The following is an 18,686-nucleotide window of genomic DNA, read 5'->3' as shown; positions in this document are numbered from 1 at the left end:
ATCATTTGAATGAGGTGAGCATGATGCAGTCGAAAGAAGTGTGTGAAGTGACGGTGGTTCATGAAGATGTTGTACATAGGGTTCGACATCAATTGCCAGAAGTCAGTCAAGCTGTTCAAATATTTAAAGCGCTTGCGGATGAAACGAGATTGAGAATTGCTTATGCACTAACATTGGAAGAAAAAATGTGTGTGTGCGACGTTGCAGCTGTTATCGATTCGTCGGTAGCGACTGCTTCACATCATTTGAGATATTTACGCGACCATTCACTCGCTAAGTCTACACGTAAAGGGAGAATGGTTTATTACGCGCTTGCTGATGCACATGTTCATCAACTTGTGACGATTGCACAAGCTCATGCGATAGAAGGTGAAAACGATGACGACAACGAATAAATCGGAATATCGTTTAGAAAATTTGACGTGTGCGAGTTGTGCGGCGAAGTTTGAAAAAAATATTAAAGAACTTCCAGCTGTTGAAGAGGCACAGGTGAACTTCGGTGCGTCGAAGCTAGCGGTTGTTGGTCAGATTACTGTTGAAGAAATTGAAGCTGCAGGTGCTTTTGATGGAATCACAGTAGTGCCTGAAGATAAGCAAGAAAGATTAGAGCCGCCGATCCCGTTTTATAAACGGAAAGAAAATATTGTTACTGTATTGTCGCTCCTATTTTTAATAATCGGTGCAACTCTATCATTTATTCATGATGAAATGTATCCGCCGGCGATTATTTTCTTTGCAATTTCAATTGCGGTGGGCGGGGCCAGTATGTTTAAAACGGGAATTCAAAATTTACTCCGTTTAGATTTCGATATGAAAACGTTAATGACGATTGCGATTATTGGCGCAGTCATTATCGGTGAGTGGCGTGAAGGTGCGGTCATTGTATTTTTATTTGCCGTCAGTGAAGCGCTTGAAGCTTACTCTATGAATAAAGCAAGACAGTCGATTCGATTACTGATGGACATTGCACCATCTTCGGCCACGGTTAAGCGGAATGGGAAGTTTACGACAATCCCAACGAAAGACATTGTTCGGGGAGATATCCTCATCGTAAAGCCGGGTGAAAAGATTGCGATGGACGGCATTGTTGCGACTGGCTCATCGACAATTAATCAAGCTGCAATCACAGGCGAGTCTGTTCCTGTGTTTAAACAACAAGGTGACGAAGTGTTTGCTGGAACGATCAACGAGGAAGGGGCACTTGAAATCAAAGTGACGAAACTCGTTGGAGATACAGCTTTGGCGAAAATTATTCACCTCGTTGAAGAGGCGCAAGCTGAAAAAGCGCCATCTCAAAAATTCGTCGATCGTTTTGCGAAGTATTACACACCTGTGATTATGGTCATCGCGCTACTTATTGCGGTGATTCCTCCGCTGTTAGGGGCTGACTGGAATACATGGGTGTATCAAGGATTGGCGGTGCTCGTAGTTGGGTGTCCTTGTGCGCTAGTTGTTTCTACACCTGTGGCCATTGTGACGGCCATTGGTAATGCGGCAAGACATGGGGTGCTCATTAAAGGTGGCATTCATTTAGAAGAAACAGGACAGTTACATGCGGTTGCTTTTGATAAAACCGGGACACTAACAAAGGGGTATCCAGAAGTAAGTGATTTTGTCGTTACAGAAGTTGATAAAGAAGGCCTTCTTAGTGCAATTGCGGCAGTAGAATCAATGTCACAACATCCATTGGCGAAAGCGATTGTTCATTATGCTGAGAAAAATAACGTTGAAATGAAAGAGGTAACAAATTTTCAATCGGTGACCGGAAAAGGCGCTTATGGCACGGTTGCGTATAAAAAAATTATGATTGGTAGTATAAGTTGGATTGAAGAATTCACAATCATTCCAGAAGATGCTGTGGCCCTGGCATCATCGCTCCAACGCGAAGGGAAATCGGTTATGGCGATTATGACTGAAAATGTCTATGCAGGTTTGGTGGCTGTTGCAGATCCAATCCGTGAAGAAAGTAAGGCGTTATTACAACGATTAAAAGATATTGGCATTCGTCACACGGTCATGTTAACGGGTGACCACGAGCAAACTGGGCAAGCAATCGGAAAAGCGTTGAATATGAGTGATGTGCGTGCCGGGCTTATGCCTGAAGATAAATTAAAAGTCGTACAACAACTACAAGAACAATATGGTCGGGTGGCGATGGTTGGTGACGGTATTAATGACGCACCTGCGCTGGCTGAAGCGACAGTAGGGATTGCGATGGGTGGTGCTGGGACTGATGCCGCACTAGAAACAGCCGATATCGCCTTAATGGCAGATGATCTTACTAAACTTCCTTATACAATTAAATTAAGTAGAAAAACATTGCGTATTATTAAAGAAAACATTATGTTTGCATTAGGATTAAAAATCATTGCGCTTCTATTAATTATCCCAGGATGGTTAACATTGTGGATTGCGATTTTTGCAGATATGGGCGCAACAATACTTGTCGTACTGAATTCATTGCGGCTGATTCGCATTGAAAAATAGGGGGAATCTTCATGCGGTTACAAGAATGGACGATGGAAGAGCAAGAGCAACTTATCCACTTTCTAACAACAAATACATGGCCATATCATGGAAACACACATCCTGCGCGTCATCTTATCGAAAAGACGATTGAAGAAGGCGGCTATCAATCTGATGAAGTGAAAACATTTTGGGTGGAAAATGATAAGCAAGAAAAAGTCGGTATTGTTAAATTATATGATTTACGTGATGAAATCCCGATGTTCGACTTGCGGATTGCAGATTTATATAGAGGATATGGTTATGGACCAGCGGCGCTTCAACTCGTAGTAGATTATGTATTTGAACTGCCTGCAAAGAAAATTCGTTTGGAAGGCCATACGAGACAAGATAATTTAGCGATGCGTAAAACGTTTGAACGGGCGGGTTTTGTGAAAGAAGCACATTTGCGAAATGCATGGTTTTCTCCGAAAGAAAATTCCTATTACGATGCTGTAACCTATGGAATTACACGGGAGGACTATCAAGGTGGTGTTACGACGCCGGTCGTTTGGGAGGATGAAAAGAAGGTGGAACCCGGAATTCAAATCCCGAAGTTTCCAGAGCGCTTTGAATCAGAACGGCTGATTATTCGGGCACCACAAGTAGAAGATGCACTGGATGCTTGGACGGCTGTCCGTAACTCGCAAGCGGCCCTTTCCGAGTGGATGCCATGGGCGAAGGAGACACCACAGTTGGAAACGACCGAGGAAAGTCTACGGCAGGCAGTTGCTGATTTTATTACCCGAAAAGATTTGCGTTTACATTTATTTCTAAAAGAAAATGGTGCATTTATCGGTTCATCTGGACTCCATCGAATTGATTGGTCTATCCCAAAGTTTGAAATTGGTTATTGGTTAGATACTAGATTCGAAGGGCATGGCTATATGACTGAAGCAGTACAGGCGATTACCGAATTTGCATTTCAAGAACTTGGGGCACGTCGGGTAGAAATTCGATGTGATGAAGAAAACGTAAAAAGTCGAGCAGTCGCGGAACGTGTAGGCTTTGAGCTTGAGGGAACCTTAAAGCAAGACAGCGTCTCAATAGATGGAAAAAGTTTACGTAATACATGTATCTATGCGAAAATTAAATAAGAAGCAAGCATAAGGAAAGGGATGCCAGACTTCGTAAAAAGTCGACATCCCTTTCCTTAACGGGAACGTCTTCCGGTGAGAAGTTGGAAAATGAAGATGATCCCGGCAATCACTAAAATAATGTGGATAAGTCCACCGCCTATTTTAAATAGAAGACCTAATAGCCAAAATACAAATAGGGCTACAATTACAAACCAAAGAAATTGACCCATAACATTCACTCCTTAACTAGTTTGTATGAATGTACCCCACAAGAGAAGGGCTTAAACAATTTTGGGCAATACAGTATTTGATAAACAAATGATATTGGAGGCGAACGGACGATGGCTACGCCAGGGATGGAAGATTATTTAGAACAAATTTATTTACATATTGAAAGAAATGGAGTTGCACGCGCATCCGATATTGCTGACTCACTAGACGTTCTCCCTTCATCTGTTACAAAAATGGTGCAACGACTAGATCGTGAAGGATATGTTTATTATGAAAGGTATAAAGGGATAGAATTAACGGAGAAAGGTTTGGCGTTTGGGAGGAAACTTGTGAAGCGACATGATATCCTTGAGGAGTTTCTTCGAATTATTGGTGTAAAAGAAGAAAAGATTTATGATGATGTAGAAGGAATTGAACATCATTTAAGTTGGAACGCGATTGATCGAATTGCAGACCTTGTAGAGACCTTGGAGCAGAATCCGGAATTCAAGGAGAAATTAAAGGCTGAAAGAAAAAAGTAAAAGGATGAGCGTATATGACACAATTACAATCAGGTAGTGTAGTGGAACTAGAAATAATTGACCAGGAAGGTTCAAGATGGGTATTAAAAGGCAATGAAGAAAATATTATGATGAACGTTTCAGATGCAGATGAAGACGTTCAAGTTGGCGATATCGTAAGCGTATTTCTATACATGAATCGCCGTAAAGAATTAACAGCCACAATGAGAATGCCAAATATGACGATCGGTACGTTTGGTTGGGCAAAAGTGATTCGTTCCGAAGCAAATGAAGGGGTATACGTTGATATCGGTTCTTCATTTGAAGTGCTCGTGAATGGTGCTGACTTGCCGCAAATTAAAAAACTTTGGCCTCAACCTGGAGACGAGTTGTATATGACGTTACGTACAGATTTAGGTGGCGGTATATTTGGGAGACTTGCAACTGAGGAACGTGTACTAGAAAGAATCGCAACTGCTGAACCATCCCTGTTTAATGCGAATGTAACAGCAAGGGCTTATCGTTTATTGCCGGTAGGATCGTTTATGTTAACGATTCCTGAAAATTACCGCGTCTTTGTGCATGAATCAGAGCAGAAAGCGGAGCCTAGACTAGGTGAAGAGGTCACTGTTCGAATCATCGATGTACACAGTGATGGCACATTAAATGGCTCAATGTTGCCGAGGGTAGAAGAGCGTTTATCAGGCGATGCAGAAGTGATCTTCACTTATTTAACGGATGTTGGCGGGAAAATGCCATTCACGGATAAGTCTTCTCCTGAAGAAATTCGAGAGATGTTTAATATGAGTAAAGGATCATTCAAACGAGCACTTGGACGACTGATGAGAGAGCGTAAAGTGATCCAGGAAGACGGTTGGACAAAAGTAACGGGTGAATAACATAGGAAACCTAATTGGATATGAAACGTACTAATGAGTAGATAAGGAGGTTTCGAGATGAAAAGGATTGGTTTATTACTCACATCATTCGCATTATTAGTAGCGGTTTTACTGCCTGGTCTAAAAGCGGAAGCGGTGGTTGATGAGAAACTTGGCGTGCCAATTGTCGTATATGGTGCTAATCTATCCGAGGCTGAAAAAGCTAGCGTAAAGAAAAGTCTCGGTGTAGAAAATGACACTGAAGTGGAAGAAATATATGTTGATGGCAGTGATTTAGTTAACTATATCCCCGACGGCAATCGACATGCAAGAATGTATTCATCTGCAAAAATTACAAGACAAGAGGCTGGTAAAGGGCTTGTCATTAAAATTGTAACCGAGGAAAATATAACGCAAGTTTCTGCTGATATGTATGGTACTGCGATGTTAACGGCAGGCGTTGAGGATGCGATTGTTGAAGTAGCTGCCCCTAAAAAAGTAACAGGTCATTCCGCTTTAGTTGGAATTTATAAGGCCTATGAAGTCTCCGGCGAAAAATTAGATACGGATCGTACGGATGTCGCGAATGATGAATTGAATTTAGCAACAAAGTTTGCTGAGGACGCGGGCATCGATAAAGATAAAGTTGCAGAACTACTGACAGAAATTAAAAAGGAAATTGCTGATAAAAATCCTGCGACTAGAGAAGATGTTGAGCAAATTGTTTCAGATCAATTAAAGAAACTTAATATCGAGCTAAGCGAAACAGATCGACAACTGTTAATTGATTTAATGGATAAAATTCGTAATCTCAATATTGATTTTGGAAAGTTATCAGATCAACTTTCGGATTTTGGCGATAAGTTAAAAGAAAAAATCGGTGAAATTGATCCAGGATTTTGGGAGAAAGTGAAAGAGTTTTTCGCGAGTATCTTTGAATCGGTCAAATCATGGTTTAATTAATAAAGAAAGCAAACTTCTTCGTGAGGTTTGCTTTTTTTAATAATGATTGGATTACTGAATTGCGGCTTATTCTAGTGATTTGTTATTATAACCTTCGTGCTTTATTTAAAGCTATTATTGTTGATTGGAGTGGAAGGCGGCGACTCCAGCGGGAACAGCACGAGCTGAAGACCCTGGACAGAGCGAAGCGAAAGCCGTAACGAAGAACGGCTTTTGCGACCAAAAAGCGAAGCGTTTGAGAGCACGGATATAATACACTGTATAATTTTTCAAAGAAAAAAATTATACAAATCGCACTCTTCGTTGTGCGATTGGCTGAAGCCGTGCCCGCGGAAAGCGTCCGCCTGGAACGGAAATCAACGTTGTTCGAAGTTTGCTGTAGTAAGGTTATTTATGAAGTTGATTCAATAGGTAAAGTTTTTTGCTAGCATCACAACCCCTAATAAAATTAATTCTTTGCTAGATGAGCAGTACGATGATAAAATGAATATATCTAGAATTCAAGGTAATTTTATTTAAAGGAGATTATAAATGATGAAATTGGCTGGTATCCACCATGTATCTGCCATTACGGCAGACATAGAGAAAAATCATGACTTTTTCACACGTGTGCTTGGGATGAGGCTTGTGAAGAAAACGGTGAATCAAGATTCAACATCTTCGTATCATTTGTTTTATGCAGATGCAGAGGGGACACCTGGGACGGATATGACTTATTTTGATATTCCGATGGCTGGAAGAACCTATCCAGGCGTATCAAGTATTAGTAATACGGCGTTTCGTGTGATGTCAGATGATGCGCTCACTTTTTGGAAGCAGCGATTTGAAAAATTAGGTGTCATGCATGAGGAAATCATGGAACGTTTCGGGCGTAAAACGATGAAATTTCAAGATGATGAAGGTTCACGTCTTATGTTAGTTGTGGACGACGGCAAGGGCGTTCCTTACGGGGTTCCTTGGAAAAAGGAGGATATTCCAATTGATTATGCCATCGTTGGATTAGGGCCTGTAACCTTAACAGTTCGTAAGCCTGAGTCTACTGCTAAAGTACTTGTGGATGTTTTACGTTTTGAAGAAGTTGGTTCCTATCCTTCAACGATAGAGGGGATGCCTGAAATTCGTGTGTTTTCTACTGGTGAAGGCGGTCCAGCGGCGGAAGTTCATGTCGAAACCAGAACAGATTTACCTTTTGAAAGACCAGGACGAGGCAGTGTTCATCACATAGCCTTTCGTGTGAAGACGATGGAAGAATATAAGAAATGGGAAGAACATTTAAGAAACAATGGCTTTAAAACGAGTGGATTAATCGATCGTTATTACTTTAAGGCGATCTATTTTAGAGAGCCGAATGGGATTCTTTATGAGCTTTCAACTGATGAGCCGGGCTTTACGAATGACGAACCACTTGATAAACTAGGAGAATCACTAGCATTACCACCTTTTTTAGAACCAAAAAGAGATTCAATTGAAGCGTCATTAAGACCGATTCACACTAATTAAAGGGACGAAAGGGGTTTTTAACGCATGGAATTTGAATTTACCAAATTGGAAGATGAAGAATTTGCATTCCGAAATATGAAAGATGATGAAGTATTGGCAGAGATTTCATGGACAATGCTAGGTGATGTGATGGCAGTTGAACACACATTTGTTTCCCCGACATTACGGGGACAAGGGGTTGCAAAGAAATTGCTCGATCGTGCAGCAGACTACGCTCGCGAACATGACTACAAAATGGAGCCGATTTGCTCTTATGTTGTCACTGCATTTGAACGATATGATGAATATAAGGATATTAAAGCTTAATTTTAGGAAGCAATTCGGTTATTCGAATTGCTTTTTATTATGGGGAAAAACTTATTGTCACGTCTTCATCGCTATGGTATAAGTAAACTAGGTTTAGAAGAAATGTAGAAAGTATGAAACTTATTTTCTTCGTAATCGTATACATAGGATAGAGAATAGGAGGATGGATGATGAAGCGTACTGCAGAAAAAGTTTTATCGGTGATTAGTTTAGTTTTTACAGTATTATCGGTTATAGGCAGTTTCATATTTGTCGCAATTATGAAGACATTTACAGAAGGTACACTTCGGACTGAGATAGAAATGGAGCTTTATGCAGATCCAGAGCTCACAGTCGAAGATGTTGATATGATTTTATCGGTCCTTGAATATTTTGAAGGGTTTAGTTGGTTTATCGTTGTCGTATTGGTAATCAGCTTAATTGCTACAATTATCGGTATGATTTTCATGTGGAATGAAAAAAATCCGAAGCTAGCGGGAATTATGTTTATTGTTGCTGGATTATTTGCTTTCATTTTATCACCGACTTCAATTATGTTATACATTGCAGCGATTCTTTGCTTCACGAGAAAGCCGCCGCTTGCCGCTGAAGACCAATCATTTATAGATAATCAGTATGATGACTCAATGAGGCCATTATAAGGAAAACCGCTTTCCTTTAAAATAGGAAAGCGGTTTTTATCAATTCAGATGGCGTGATTAAGCAATAGGAACTGGTATTTTATATACATATTCAGCGGTTTCAACGGGATGGCCGTTGAAAGATTCAGAAAATGTGGCAAGTAATTGAAAACCTTGTTTTTCATAAAAGTTCTTGCCAATGATGTTTTGATTGTCAACGTAGACGAATAATTGTTTTGCTTCCGCTAAGCTAGCTATAGCGGCTTGGAAAAGCTTTTGTCCATAACCGTTTTGTTGATGGGTTGGCAAAATGTACATCGCTGTTAATTCGGCATCGCCGTCCTCGTCAGTAGAAGTTACATTTGCGAAACCGATTGGAACACCATCACATTCAGCAATGAGCATCAGTGTTTTCTCCATTCTTTTTAACAGCATGATCTCTGAATAAGACTGATTTAGGAAACGAAGTTGTACATCTACTGGGATAATGTTTTCATAGGTTGCTCGCCATGTTTCTACTGCAATGTGTTGCACGTATAAGATATCTTTAGATGTCATCGGTCTAATCATTTCACAGTCACCTCAGTCATTCTTTTGGCTAGCATAACAAAAATCATAAATGAATACCACAATCGTTTGAAGTTGTAATGAAAGTGTAATGATAGGTTGTTAATTTTTTATAGAGGACTAGTTATGAAGTAAGATAAGAAACTCGTATTCTCGTAAGGTAGCACATTGATGCTAAGAAAGGTTTCTAAAACTATAAAATGGGTATACTCATGATATACGTGTAGGATAATTATTGAAAGGAATGATTTTTGATGGGAAGAAAAAAGAAAAATACATTGTTACTAGCTTCTTTAGCAGCTGGTGCATACGCTTATTTTAGTAAGAAAGAAAACCGTGACAAAGCTCAAGTTGCCTTTAACAATATGAAAACTAAAGTTGAATCTTTTATAGAGTCCCAAAAAGTACAGAATGAGCCGGAAACAAAAGCGGGGAATCCGGATCCTTACGACATTCAAGATAATGAAATGGTGAGTGAAGGTGCGCAGACGAGTGTTCATTACTATAATCAGGAAGTACAAGATGAACAGCGGAATGCTGAAGATACAGATGGACTTTACACTAAGAAAAACGAAGATACTTCGGAAACAAAGTAATAATGGCTCGGACAAGGGTGCTTCAGTGAGTGGCGCCCTTTTAAGTCGAATTTAGGGAATATTCAATCGCTCAATCATGCGAAGGGGTGTGGATGATGATTTATATGACAACAGAAAAGCAAGCAAAGGGTACAGGTGACGACCGTATAGAAATTGGAAGCGTCGAAGAGACGATAGCAATAGAGAAATTTGCTGAAGCAGAAGATCAATTTCTACGGGATTTATTTCATTTAGAAAAGGAAAAAGCGAAGCAAACGATACGTAGTTTAATTGACGATGTGATGGGTTTTTCTTCTGATGCGTCTAGACAACAAGGTTTAAAGTACTACTTCATCACGCTTGCTGGTATTATTGCTAGGCAGATGAAACAGTTACATATTCCAGTGGAAAAAGCATTTTATTTTAATTCAACATGTATTAAATTAATCGAAGACAAGTTGAATGAGCATAATGCTGCAGATGTTGCAGATGAATTAATAGAGTTCTTCATTTATTCGGTTGAAGAGAGAAATTCCCCTACACTGCTTCATCAAACGGTGAACGGGGTTATTCAATATATAGATGAACACATACAGTCACCAATGTCAGTGGAAGGGCTTGCAGCGAAGTTCGATGTTAGTACAAGTCATTTGTCGCGTATTTTTCATGAACATTCGGGGATTACGCTTGTTGAATATATTAATATTAAAAAAGTAGAAGAATCTCAGTATTACTTGAGTTTTTCAAATCAGAAAATATCCGATATCTCGGACGATTTTAATTTCTGCAATCAAAGTTATTACACAAGAATCTTTAAAAAATATACGGGTTATACCCCTCGTAAATTCAGAGAGAATATTACGAGAAGTTATTTTAAGTTCACCCTTCCAGAAGAAAAGCAAGTAGAAGACAAAGAATAATTGTAAAACTACTTCAACTTGTTGTATACTTTTTAGTAGCTTGAATTAGTGAAGGTGAATCTATTGAAGAAGAGAATCGGTCTGTTATCGATACTCGCAACGACAGTCTTCTTATTGAGTGGTTGTGCGGGCGTCGAAAATAAAGAAGGTAAATTTTATAGTTTTTTTGTTAAGCCGATGGAAGGGCTACTAGACTTTTTTAGTGGTCAATTTAATGGTAGTTATGGTTTAGCGATTATTGTAATCACAGTATTAATTCGTCTCGTTTTAATGCCTTTTATGCTTCGAAATTACAAGACGCAACAAGAGATGAAAATCAAGATGGATGCACTTCGTCCTGAGATGGAAGACATTCAGAAACGTTTGAAGGAAGCTAAAGAAGCTGGTGATAAAGAAGAGCAAATGAAGCTTCAACAAGAAATGATGGGGCTGTATCAAAAGCACGGCGTAAACCCATTAAACATGGGATGTCTGCCACTCATTATCCAAATGCCAATTATTATGGGGCTCTATTTTGCGATTCTTTATTCCCCAGAAGTTAAAACGCATAAATTTTTATGGTTCAATCTTGGGGAACCAGATATGATTATGATGTTAATCGCAGGTGCTGTTTATTTTGTTCAAGCACGTGTATCTCTATGGACGATGCCTGAACAACAAAAGCAACAGATGAAAATGTTCATTTATCTGTCACCAATTATGATTATGTTCATTTCATTAAAGGCTGTTGCCGCTTTACCGCTTTACTGGGCTGTTGGTGGTTTACTACTCATTATTCAAACGTACATTGGACGTAAGCTTTATTTTAAAGAGGTTGAACCGCAACCTGAAGCACCTGCAACATCCGCAAAGGACGCTCCGAAAAAAGATTCAAAGTCAAAGAAGAAATAATTCAAAGCCGAAGATATTCAATTCTTCGGCTTTTTTTCTAGTTTCAGGCGCTAGATGCTCGGGTCACAAGCTAGGCTGATTCTGTGGCAAAACTCGTCACGCCATCATCCTATCTTGTGCCTGTCGCATCTGACCAGCGCCTTCAGCATTTCATTATAAGGAGGTATTGTTGTTGAATGTTAAATGGTTAATCGGAATCGGCATAGTGATTGGGGTTGCTGGGGCTGGGTTTTCGGTGTATCACATGAATATGAATATGGCGCTGCTATCAATTATTGGTGTATTTACTTTAACGAATGCGATGCGTGGACAGGCATTTAGAGATCGTGGATTGGTGCGTGAAGCGAAATGGATGAACCGGGTCTCATTGAGTTTTGCGGTATTATTTACGATTGTATTCGTTGTAACAGTGGTTCTGTGAATTAATTTTCAGTGTAAAAACACGTCCTAGAAACATATGCTAGGACGTGAAATGGGTGGCTTTATTTTAATAGGCAAAGCGTTTTTTAGTCATTAGGATAATGAAGATAGAAGGGATTGTAACGGATAGCATGCCGAGAAATGCTAAGTTTGGCGCGATATCGTACAAACTTCCCCCTACAAATGTCAAAATGGCAACACTCAAGCTCATGGCGAATGAGGCATATAAGCCTTGTGCAGTTGGGATTAAATGGTTTGGTAACTTTTCAGAGATATACCTAATAAAAGCAAAGTGGGCAATTCCAAATGAAATCGCATGAAACGCTTGTGTGAAGATAAAGACAAGTGGCGATGGAAATAGAAAAATAAGAATCCATCTCACTGAAGAACCAATCGCAGCAATTTGGAACATTGTTGAGATTTTCATGTTGGCGAAAAACTTATCTGCTTGCGTAAAGAAAATAATTTCAAACAGAACGGCAACGTTTAAAATAATACCAATGTAAAAGCTATTAACGCCTAAGTCATCTAAGAAAATATAGCCGTAATTATAATAGGAAGCATGGGCACCTTGCAGAAGGACTGCTAAAAGTAGAACTGTTACAAATGGTTTCGATGCGAAGAGTTCTTTGAATTCCGTCCCGCGTACTTTATTGTTTCCTTGATCAGGAATTATTTGTAATACGGCAGGTGTAGGTTGCAAAGTGAAAAGACAAATCGCGGCTAATCCAATAATCATTACATAAAGGATCGCTTGTTCACTCCAAACAGCGGTAATTGCTCCAACAATGAGAAGGGCAACTGTAAATCCAATCGAACCAAAAGATCGACTCTTTCCATAATGGATTTTTTCTGTTTGCATTAAAATGGATGCACTACTTTCAATCGCAGGCATAATAATAGGATAGGCAATACTCAGTAAAACGGTAATCACAAGAAGTGTTGAAAAAGTTGAACTCGGAATATACAGCAAAGCTAAGCCGAGAGATAGAAAAGCTAAACCAGTCATAATCCGATTGAGTGGTAATCTTTTCGTTAACACTGGAAATAGTAAAAAAGTTGAGAAGGAACGTGCAATCATACCAGCTCCCATCACAATACTAGCAGCTGTTACGGAAAGTCCTTTTTCTATTGTAAGCCAGCCTGTCCAGTAGGGTAAAAATATCCCCCATGTAAAGAAAAAAGCGAGAAAGCTAATGGAAAGCCATCGCTGATTATTCATAAATATCCACCTCAAATTGGCATTTTGTAAGTATAAATAATAGCATATAGCGACCGAAAAGAAAAATCATGATAAACTAGTGAGAAGTCGTGAAAAGGAAGTTAAAGAAATGAGAAAAAGAAAACAGTATATGTTTCGGACTGAAAAGCAGAAAAGTAAAAAGAAGACAGTGCTTACAATTACACTTATCACTGCAAGCGTCTTAATTGCAGTGGTAGTTGGGTGGATAGGGTTTAATGACTGGGACATTGAAAAAAGCACGCAGCGTGCAGGGGCAGCGCTAGGGCTAACCAAACAGACAGCGCCCAATAAGAAAGATACTGAAGAACAACCAGATGCAGGTGAAAATTCAGGGGTAACCGAAAAAGAACCAGAACTAGAAGAACCACAGGAACCAGAAGGTGAACCAGTGGAAGAGGTTCCAGCGGATGAAGCCATCCAATACATTGAAGGGCAGGAGTTACCGGAAGAACCTACGTATATAGATGGTGTGCTCATTGCCAATAAAAAATATCCCCTACCAAGTACATACGCTCCCGGGGAAAGTAAAGAGGCGCGCGAAGCATTTGAAGAAATGGCAGCAGCTGCTTTATTAGTAGACTACCGTCTCGTGGCCTTTAGTACTTATCGTTCATTTGAATACCAAACAGAACTTTACAAGAGATATGTAGATCGAGATGGAGTTGAGGAGGCTGACCGGTATAGTGCACGTCCAGGTTACTCTGAACACCAGACAGGTCTCGCCTTTGATATTGGGGAAGTGAATAAAGAACAAGACTGGGCCTCATCACGTTTTGGTGAAACAGATGCAGGGAAATGGTTAGCTGAAAATGCGCATCTGTACGGATTCATCATGCGCTATCCTGAAGGTAAAGAGTTTATTACGGGGTATATGTATGAGTCTTGGCATTTCCGATATGTAGGTGTAGAAATTGCGAAAGATATTTATGAGAATGAAATTACATTGGAAGAATATTTAGGGATATAAAAGGACGTCTCCTTTACGGGGAGGCGTCCTTTTTATAATATCGGTGAAATTAAATTCGCCATGGATTCTTTAAGTCTGATGGTTATAGAGCGTTCATTGTACATATCGAGTGTTAATTCTCTAGATAGCAATAAGTCCCGTTCAAACAGTTCAGCGAGTTCGTGAGATTTTTCTTTGTCATAAATAAATGCATTGACTTCGAAATTTAATTTGAAGCTACGCACGTCGATATTGGCTGTTCCTACAGTAGAAACTTCGTCGTCGATTACAATTTGTTTTGCATGAAGGAAACCGTTATCGTAAATATAGATTTTAGCTCCAGCTTTTAGTAAGTAGCCGACGTTTGAATAGGTAGCCCAATAGACGAATATGTGGTCCGGTTTATTGGGGATCATAATGCGGACGTCGACCCCCGATAAGCAGGCGATGCGAAGGGCATCTAAAAAACTAACGTCTGGGATAAAGTAAGGCGTTTGAATATAAATATACTTTTTAGCGCGGGAGATCATCTTTAAATAGCCGTCTTTAATTTGTTCCCATTCGGAGTCGGGGCCGCTTGAAACGATTTGCATGCTGACGTCTCCTTTGAGGGGGATAACTGGAAAATACCTGTCCGAATACTCGATGTCTTTTTCGGCAGAGGCTTGGTTCCAATCGAGAATAAATCTTGTCTGAATCGGGTGTAAGGCGCTTCCTTCAATACGTAAATGTGTGTCTCGCCAATAACCGAACTTTTTATTTATCCCAAGGTACTCATCGCCAACGTTAAAGCCTCCGAGATAGCCAATCCTTCCATCAATCACAACAATTTTACGGTGATTACGATAGTTTAGTCGTGTATTGATGAGTGGCAAAATAGACGGGAAAAATGCTTCTACTTTTCCGCCGTAACGAATAAGCTTTTGGAAATGCCTTTTGTAGACTCCCCTTGAGCCCATATCATCAAATAGTACGCGCACTTCTAAGCCTTGTTTAGCTTTTTCCGTGAGGACATCAATAATTCTTTTACCAAGGCTATCAATTCGAAAAATATAATATTGTAAATGAATATGGTCCTTCGCTTCTTCTAAGTCTTTAATTAACGCTTCGAATTTTGCACGTCCATCATTAAAAACTTGCATATCATTGTCTTGTGTTAAAACTGCATCATTATTTCGCAGATGTAAATAAATCATATCTTTGTGCTTTTCAGTTTCGCTTTGACGAAATTCTAGTGTGTTATCTTCAATTGACGCGATTTGGTAGTCGATAAGTTTGTCGATTCCAATTTTATGACGGTCTTCCCATCGGAAAAGATGCTTTTCCCTCAGTCTTCTACCAAGCATTAAATAAATAAAGAATCCAAAGAACGGAATGAAGAATAAAACCATCAACCATGCCCACGTAGAAGTAGCATCGCGGCGTTCTAAGAAAATAAGTGCAATTGCGAGAAATATATTAAGTATTAGCATACCGGTTACAATAAAACTAAAAATCGTTGTCATAAAGTACCTCCTTAATGAATTCCGCTCTCTATAGTATAGCGGATTACGAACAGGATAATATAGGAAAAGCCTATTTGGCTTTTTAACTTAGTATAATCCCTACTTGACTGATAGGTTTTAATAGTATAGAGTATTTATAAAACAATTAGAAATAGGTGAAGTCGGTTGAACACGTTTTTACTTTTGGTAAATATTATCGGTTTGCTAGTACTTATCGGTGTATTATATGTCATGCATAGAAAGAAAGTTTCATTCTCAAAAAGGGTATTTACTGGGTTAGGCCTAGGGATTGGTTTTGGCTTAATTTTACAGTTTGCGTATGGTCCTCATTCAGAAGTGTTACTCGCTTCTGTTCCTTGGTTTAATTTAGTCGGTGTTGGCTATGTGAAATTATTACAGATGATTGTTATGCCACTCGTGTTTATTTCTATTTTGGCTGCATTTACGAAAGTAACAATAGGTAAAAATTTCGGTAAAATGGCCGGATCGATACTGGGGATTCTGATTGGAACAACAGCAATAGCAGCTGTGATAGGGATTTCTATCACACTTCTCTTCGGACTCGATGCTTCTGAGATTGTACAAGGAGAAGCGGAATTGGCTAGAGGAGCTTCTATTGAAGAAAGATCAGAGGGCGTAGTGGACAGAGCATTACCAGAACAAATTTTAGATTTATTACCAGCGAATCCATTTTTAGACTTTACAGGTGCGCGTTCCACTTCAACGATTGGTGTTGTTATTTTTGCGGCTTTCCTCGGATTTGCCTATTTAACAGTCAACCGTAAAGAGCCTGAAAGTGCGGCGATTGTTAAAAAAGGGATTGATGCAGTTTATGCGCTCATCATGGGAGTTGTGCGGATTGTCCTTCGCCTCACACCATATGGTGTTTTAGCGATTATTGCACGCACAGTGGCGACGTCAGATTTTGGTGCGATATATAGTTTAGGGAAATTTGTGCTAGCTTCATACGTTGCATTAGGAATTATGTTTGTAGTTCATTTAATCATCATTACGATTTCAGGTTTAAATCCGCTTACTTATGTGAAAAAAGCGGGTGCTGCTTTATTATTTGCATTTACCTCTCGTTCGAGTGCAGGTACTTTACCGCTTAATATTAATACGCAAACAAATCGTTTAGGCGTTCCTGATGGCATTGCGAACTTTGCGGGGTCATTTGGCTTGTCAATTGGGCAAAATGGCTGTGCGGGGATATACCCTGCGATGCTAGCGGTCATGATTGCACCGACTGTCGGGCAACCGATTGACGCGCAGTTTATTATCACGCTTATTGTAATTGTTGCGATTAGTTCATTCGGCGTTGCAGGTGTCGGCGGAGGTGCAACATTTGCCGCGATACTTGTTCTATCGGCATTGAACTTACCAATTGCGCTTGCAGGTCTTCTCATCTCGGTTGAGCCGCTTATTGATATGGGGCGTACTGCGGTGAACGTTAGCGGTTCTATGACAGCTGGGGTGACGACTGCCAAAGCTTCAGGAGAGCTAGATACAGAGATTTATAATGGTGCAGTTGAAGAACAAACGGTAGAAGCATAAAATAATAGGATTCAATACGTAAAATCCGTAACAACCTTTACTGGTTGTTACGGATTTTCATTGGATTGCACTGGTTAATTATTGTCATCGTGATATGATTTGTTTGACTAAAGTAAACATTTGGGGGTGTTTAGTTTGGAAGAGGCTTTAAAATTGAGAAGGGCTACTTATCATTTGTGGACTTTTACAATCAGTAAGCTCATTTCATCATTCGGATCACAAGTGTATGCGTTTGCGATAAGTTTTTATATTTTACAGTTAACAGGATCTGCCACGAGTTTTGCTGCGAATTTAATTTGTAATATTCTGCCAAGAACGATGGTGGCGCCATTTGCAGGTTATGTTGCTGATAATTATTCGAGAAAGAAGATTGTTATTTTTGCCCAGATTGCTACAACATTGGCGATAGGGGGACTTTTATTTATCAGTTTGACGTCGGGCTTATCTCTTGTCGTGATTTATACGACAACGGCTGTTTTGTCATTAACAACGCAGTTTTCAGGTGTTGCATTTACTTCTTCAATCACAGGTCTTGTTGATGAAAACAGAATACAAAGGGCAATGTCCTTAAACCAAATGTCGATTTCCTTTGCGGCAATCGGAAGTCCAGCAGTAGGCGGGCTTTTGTACGGAACAGTTTCGATGCCGGTTTTTCTAATGATGTACATGATTGCTTCTGTAGTAGCGGTGATTCTCGAATCCACTATGAATTTTACGTTGTTTGCCAAGCGTAAGGAAGCTGTTGAAGGGGAACCAAAAGAAACAATGCTCGAAAACATGAAAGCGGGTCTTTCATATTTGAGATTACAGCCAGCTCTTACGGCAATTATTTGGCTATTATTGTCGATCAACTTTCTATTCGGAGCATTTATGGTTGGATATGCGTTTATTCTGATAGAAAAAATGAAGATGCCATCGGAACATTTTGGGTTGACAGAGGGGGCCTTTGCAGTTGGAATGTTACTCATGTCGGTTTATTTATCGGCGAGGAAGGATTTGAAATATCCTTTACTCGTGGGGAAACGTGGAATTATTGTGATGGGAATTTTAATGGCTGGAATTGGATTACCGTTAATTATTTCTATCCCATACAATTGGATGTTCGCATTTTATGCAACCATTATGTTTAGTTTTGGTGTCACGCAAATTATTGTCAATACGCCGCTTATGGTTTGGATGCAAAAGTCTATCGATGATGATTTCAAAGGCCGTGTATTTTCGATTATAGAAACGATGGCGATGGCACTTATGCCGCTTGGAATGGTGATATATGGATTTTTGTATGATGTATTGCCAGCGCAATGGATTTTAATCGCTTCAAGCTTAGTATTGGTTGGTGTTGTGCTAATTCTTGCACGACCTTCGATTATACGAAAAGCTCACCCTGAAATAGAAGGTGAAGCAGTAGAAATAAAAGTCGCGGGGGAGAGTGGAGTTTGAAAAGAAGTTAATTTAACATTAAAACGCCGTCACAAGTTGTGAA

Annotated in this window: 20 protein-coding genes; 16 read left to right on the top strand and 4 right to left on the bottom strand. The window is 39.7% G+C overall.

Annotation, left to right across the window (positions count from 1 at the left end; translation table 11 throughout):
* Positions 1-20 precede the first annotated feature (20 nt).
* Genes AB1H92_RS14465 through AB1H92_RS14455 form a run of 3 tightly spaced genes read left to right on the top strand, consistent with a single transcriptional unit; the run spans position 21 to position 3,602 of the window.
* On the top strand, positions 21-395 hold the full coding sequence (locus AB1H92_RS14465) for a metalloregulator ArsR/SmtB family transcription factor (protein ID WP_243835650.1): 375 nt from the start codon (positions 21-23) through the stop codon (positions 393-395).
* Positions 379-2,487: a heavy metal translocating P-type ATPase gene (locus AB1H92_RS14460; RefSeq protein ID WP_115363409.1), complete on the top strand. Its 2,109-nt coding sequence runs from the start codon at positions 379-381 to the stop codon at positions 2,485-2,487. The genes AB1H92_RS14465 and AB1H92_RS14460 overlap by 17 nt, the downstream gene beginning before the upstream one ends.
* 11 nt (positions 2,488-2,498) lie before the next feature.
* Positions 2,499-3,602: a GNAT family N-acetyltransferase gene (locus AB1H92_RS14455; protein WP_115363407.1), complete on the top strand. Its 1,104-nt coding sequence runs from the start codon at positions 2,499-2,501 to the stop codon at positions 3,600-3,602.
* 56 nt (positions 3,603-3,658) lie between these two features.
* Here AB1H92_RS14455 and AB1H92_RS14450 read toward each other — a convergent pair whose 3' ends face one another.
* Positions 3,659-3,814: a lmo0937 family membrane protein gene (locus AB1H92_RS14450; protein ID WP_115363405.1), complete on the bottom strand. Its 156-nt coding sequence runs from the start codon at positions 3,812-3,814 to the stop codon at positions 3,659-3,661.
* A 111-nt stretch (positions 3,815-3,925) separates the two neighbouring features.
* Here AB1H92_RS14450 and mntR point away from each other — a divergent pair, with 111 nt between their 5' ends.
* The 6 genes from mntR (at position 3,926) to AB1H92_RS14420 (ending at position 8,603) form a co-directional block, all read left to right on the top strand.
* A complete protein-coding gene (gene mntR, locus AB1H92_RS14445) occupies positions 3,926-4,336 on the top strand; it encodes a transcriptional regulator MntR (protein ID WP_115363404.1) in 411 nt (136 codons plus the stop codon).
* Positions 4,337-4,350: 14 nt separating this feature from the next.
* Positions 4,351-5,214: a S1 RNA-binding domain-containing protein gene (locus AB1H92_RS14440; RefSeq protein WP_115363402.1), complete on the top strand. Its 864-nt coding sequence runs from the start codon at positions 4,351-4,353 to the stop codon at positions 5,212-5,214.
* Between the two features lie 57 nt (positions 5,215-5,271).
* On the top strand, positions 5,272-6,156 hold the full coding sequence (locus tag AB1H92_RS14435) for a DUF1002 domain-containing protein (protein WP_115363400.1): 885 nt from the start codon (positions 5,272-5,274) through the stop codon (positions 6,154-6,156).
* A 534-nt stretch (positions 6,157-6,690) separates the two neighbouring features.
* Entirely contained in the window at positions 6,691-7,656 is a 966-nt protein-coding gene (locus AB1H92_RS14430; protein ID WP_115364179.1) for a ring-cleaving dioxygenase, read from the top strand.
* Between the two features lie 24 nt (positions 7,657-7,680).
* Positions 7,681-7,962: a GNAT family N-acetyltransferase gene (locus AB1H92_RS14425; protein ID WP_115363398.1), complete on the top strand. Its 282-nt coding sequence runs from the start codon at positions 7,681-7,683 to the stop codon at positions 7,960-7,962.
* Positions 7,963-8,132: 170 nt separating this feature from the next.
* The gene (locus AB1H92_RS14420) at positions 8,133-8,603 is read left to right on the top strand and encodes a DUF4064 domain-containing protein (RefSeq protein WP_172481058.1); all 471 of its coding nucleotides are present in this window, start codon (positions 8,133-8,135) and stop codon (positions 8,601-8,603) included.
* A 57-nt stretch (positions 8,604-8,660) separates the two neighbouring features.
* Here AB1H92_RS14420 and AB1H92_RS14415 read toward each other — a convergent pair whose 3' ends face one another.
* A complete protein-coding gene (locus AB1H92_RS14415) occupies positions 8,661-9,152 on the bottom strand; it encodes a GNAT family N-acetyltransferase (RefSeq protein WP_115363393.1) in 492 nt (163 codons plus the stop codon).
* Positions 9,153-9,403: 251 nt separating this feature from the next.
* Here AB1H92_RS14415 and AB1H92_RS14410 point away from each other — a divergent pair, with 251 nt between their 5' ends.
* From AB1H92_RS14410 to AB1H92_RS14395, 4 genes are all read left to right on the top strand, one after another.
* Positions 9,404-9,745: a hypothetical protein gene (locus tag AB1H92_RS14410; protein ID WP_115363391.1), complete on the top strand. Its 342-nt coding sequence runs from the start codon at positions 9,404-9,406 to the stop codon at positions 9,743-9,745.
* 104 nt (positions 9,746-9,849) lie between these two features.
* Positions 9,850-10,644, top strand: a complete 795-nt coding sequence (locus tag AB1H92_RS14405; RefSeq protein WP_166739581.1) for an AraC family transcriptional regulator — start codon at positions 9,850-9,852, stop codon at positions 10,642-10,644.
* 63 nt (positions 10,645-10,707) lie between these two features.
* Positions 10,708-11,535, top strand: coding sequence for a membrane protein insertase YidC (gene yidC, locus AB1H92_RS14400; protein ID WP_115363387.1), 828 nt, complete (start codon positions 10,708-10,710; stop codon positions 11,533-11,535).
* A 172-nt stretch (positions 11,536-11,707) separates the two neighbouring features.
* Positions 11,708-11,956 (top strand): hypothetical protein, encoded by a 249-nt coding sequence (locus tag AB1H92_RS14395; protein ID WP_115363384.1) that lies wholly within the window; start codon positions 11,708-11,710, stop codon positions 11,954-11,956.
* A gap of 66 nt (positions 11,957-12,022) precedes the next feature.
* Here the strand turns inward: AB1H92_RS14395 and AB1H92_RS14390 are convergent, their stop codons facing one another.
* Positions 12,023-13,177: an MFS transporter gene (locus AB1H92_RS14390; RefSeq protein ID WP_115363383.1), complete on the bottom strand. Its 1,155-nt coding sequence runs from the start codon at positions 13,175-13,177 to the stop codon at positions 12,023-12,025.
* A 109-nt stretch (positions 13,178-13,286) separates the two neighbouring features.
* On the opposite strand from AB1H92_RS14390, the gene AB1H92_RS14385 reads away from it, so the two are divergent.
* Entirely contained in the window at positions 13,287-14,165 is an 879-nt protein-coding gene (locus tag AB1H92_RS14385; RefSeq protein WP_115363381.1) for a D-alanyl-D-alanine carboxypeptidase family protein, read from the top strand.
* Positions 14,166-14,197: 32 nt separating this feature from the next.
* Here AB1H92_RS14385 and cls read toward each other — a convergent pair whose 3' ends face one another.
* Complete coding sequence (gene cls, locus AB1H92_RS14380) at positions 14,198-15,649, bottom strand: cardiolipin synthase (protein ID WP_115363379.1); 1,452 nt, start codon at positions 15,647-15,649, stop codon at positions 14,198-14,200.
* Positions 15,650-15,814: 165 nt separating this feature from the next.
* Between cls and AB1H92_RS14375 the strand changes: the two genes are divergently transcribed.
* Both AB1H92_RS14375 and AB1H92_RS14370 read left to right on the top strand, forming a co-directional pair.
* Positions 15,815-17,203 carry an L-cystine transporter gene (locus tag AB1H92_RS14375; RefSeq protein ID WP_115363377.1) on the top strand — a complete coding sequence of 463 codons (1,389 nt, stop codon included), beginning with the start codon at positions 15,815-15,817 and terminating at the stop codon, positions 17,201-17,203.
* Between the two features lie 135 nt (positions 17,204-17,338).
* Positions 17,339-18,643 (top strand): MFS transporter, encoded by a 1,305-nt coding sequence (locus AB1H92_RS14370; RefSeq protein WP_115363375.1) that lies wholly within the window; start codon positions 17,339-17,341, stop codon positions 18,641-18,643.
* Positions 18,644-18,686: the final 43 nt, after the last annotated feature.

Origin of the sequence: Sporosarcina pasteurii (assembly GCF_041295575.1) — a bacterium.
In the GTDB taxonomy this organism is placed as follows: Bacteria; Bacillota; Bacilli; order Bacillales_A; family Planococcaceae; genus Sporosarcina; species Sporosarcina pasteurii.
This window is presented reverse-complemented; position numbering and strand designations above follow the sequence as displayed.

Bases quoted from the DNA above. Each gene is read 5' to 3' on its own strand.
- AB1H92_RS14435 (WP_115363400.1), top strand. From the start codon at position 5,272: ATGAAAAGGATTGGTTTATTACTCACATCATTCGCATTATTAGTAGCG.
- AB1H92_RS14405 (WP_166739581.1), top strand. From the start codon at position 9,850: ATGACAACAGAAAAGCAAGCAAAGGGTACAGGTGACGACCGTATAGAA.
- cls (WP_115363379.1), bottom strand. From the start codon at position 15,649: ATGACAACGATTTTTAGTTTTATTGTAACCGGTATGCTAATACTTAAT.
- AB1H92_RS14450 (WP_115363405.1), bottom strand. From the start codon at position 3,814: ATGGGTCAATTTCTTTGGTTTGTAATTGTAGCCCTATTTGTATTTTGG.
- AB1H92_RS14440 (WP_115363402.1), top strand. From the start codon at position 4,351: ATGACACAATTACAATCAGGTAGTGTAGTGGAACTAGAAATAATTGAC.
- AB1H92_RS14460 (WP_115363409.1), top strand. From the start codon at position 379: ATGACGACAACGAATAAATCGGAATATCGTTTAGAAAATTTGACGTGT.
- mntR (WP_115363404.1), top strand. From the start codon at position 3,926: ATGGCTACGCCAGGGATGGAAGATTATTTAGAACAAATTTATTTACAT.
- AB1H92_RS14425 (WP_115363398.1), top strand. From the start codon at position 7,681: ATGGAATTTGAATTTACCAAATTGGAAGATGAAGAATTTGCATTCCGA.
- AB1H92_RS14385 (WP_115363381.1), top strand. From the start codon at position 13,287: ATGAGAAAAAGAAAACAGTATATGTTTCGGACTGAAAAGCAGAAAAGT.
- AB1H92_RS14465 (WP_243835650.1), top strand. From the start codon at position 21: ATGATGCAGTCGAAAGAAGTGTGTGAAGTGACGGTGGTTCATGAAGAT.
- AB1H92_RS14410 (WP_115363391.1), top strand. From the start codon at position 9,404: ATGGGAAGAAAAAAGAAAAATACATTGTTACTAGCTTCTTTAGCAGCT.
- AB1H92_RS14455 (WP_115363407.1), top strand. From the start codon at position 2,499: ATGCGGTTACAAGAATGGACGATGGAAGAGCAAGAGCAACTTATCCAC.
- AB1H92_RS14415 (WP_115363393.1), bottom strand. From the start codon at position 9,152: ATGATTAGACCGATGACATCTAAAGATATCTTATACGTGCAACACATT.
- AB1H92_RS14390 (WP_115363383.1), bottom strand. From the start codon at position 13,177: ATGAATAATCAGCGATGGCTTTCCATTAGCTTTCTCGCTTTTTTCTTT.
- AB1H92_RS14430 (WP_115364179.1), top strand. From the start codon at position 6,691: ATGAAATTGGCTGGTATCCACCATGTATCTGCCATTACGGCAGACATA.
- AB1H92_RS14420 (WP_172481058.1), top strand. From the start codon at position 8,133: ATGAAGCGTACTGCAGAAAAAGTTTTATCGGTGATTAGTTTAGTTTTT.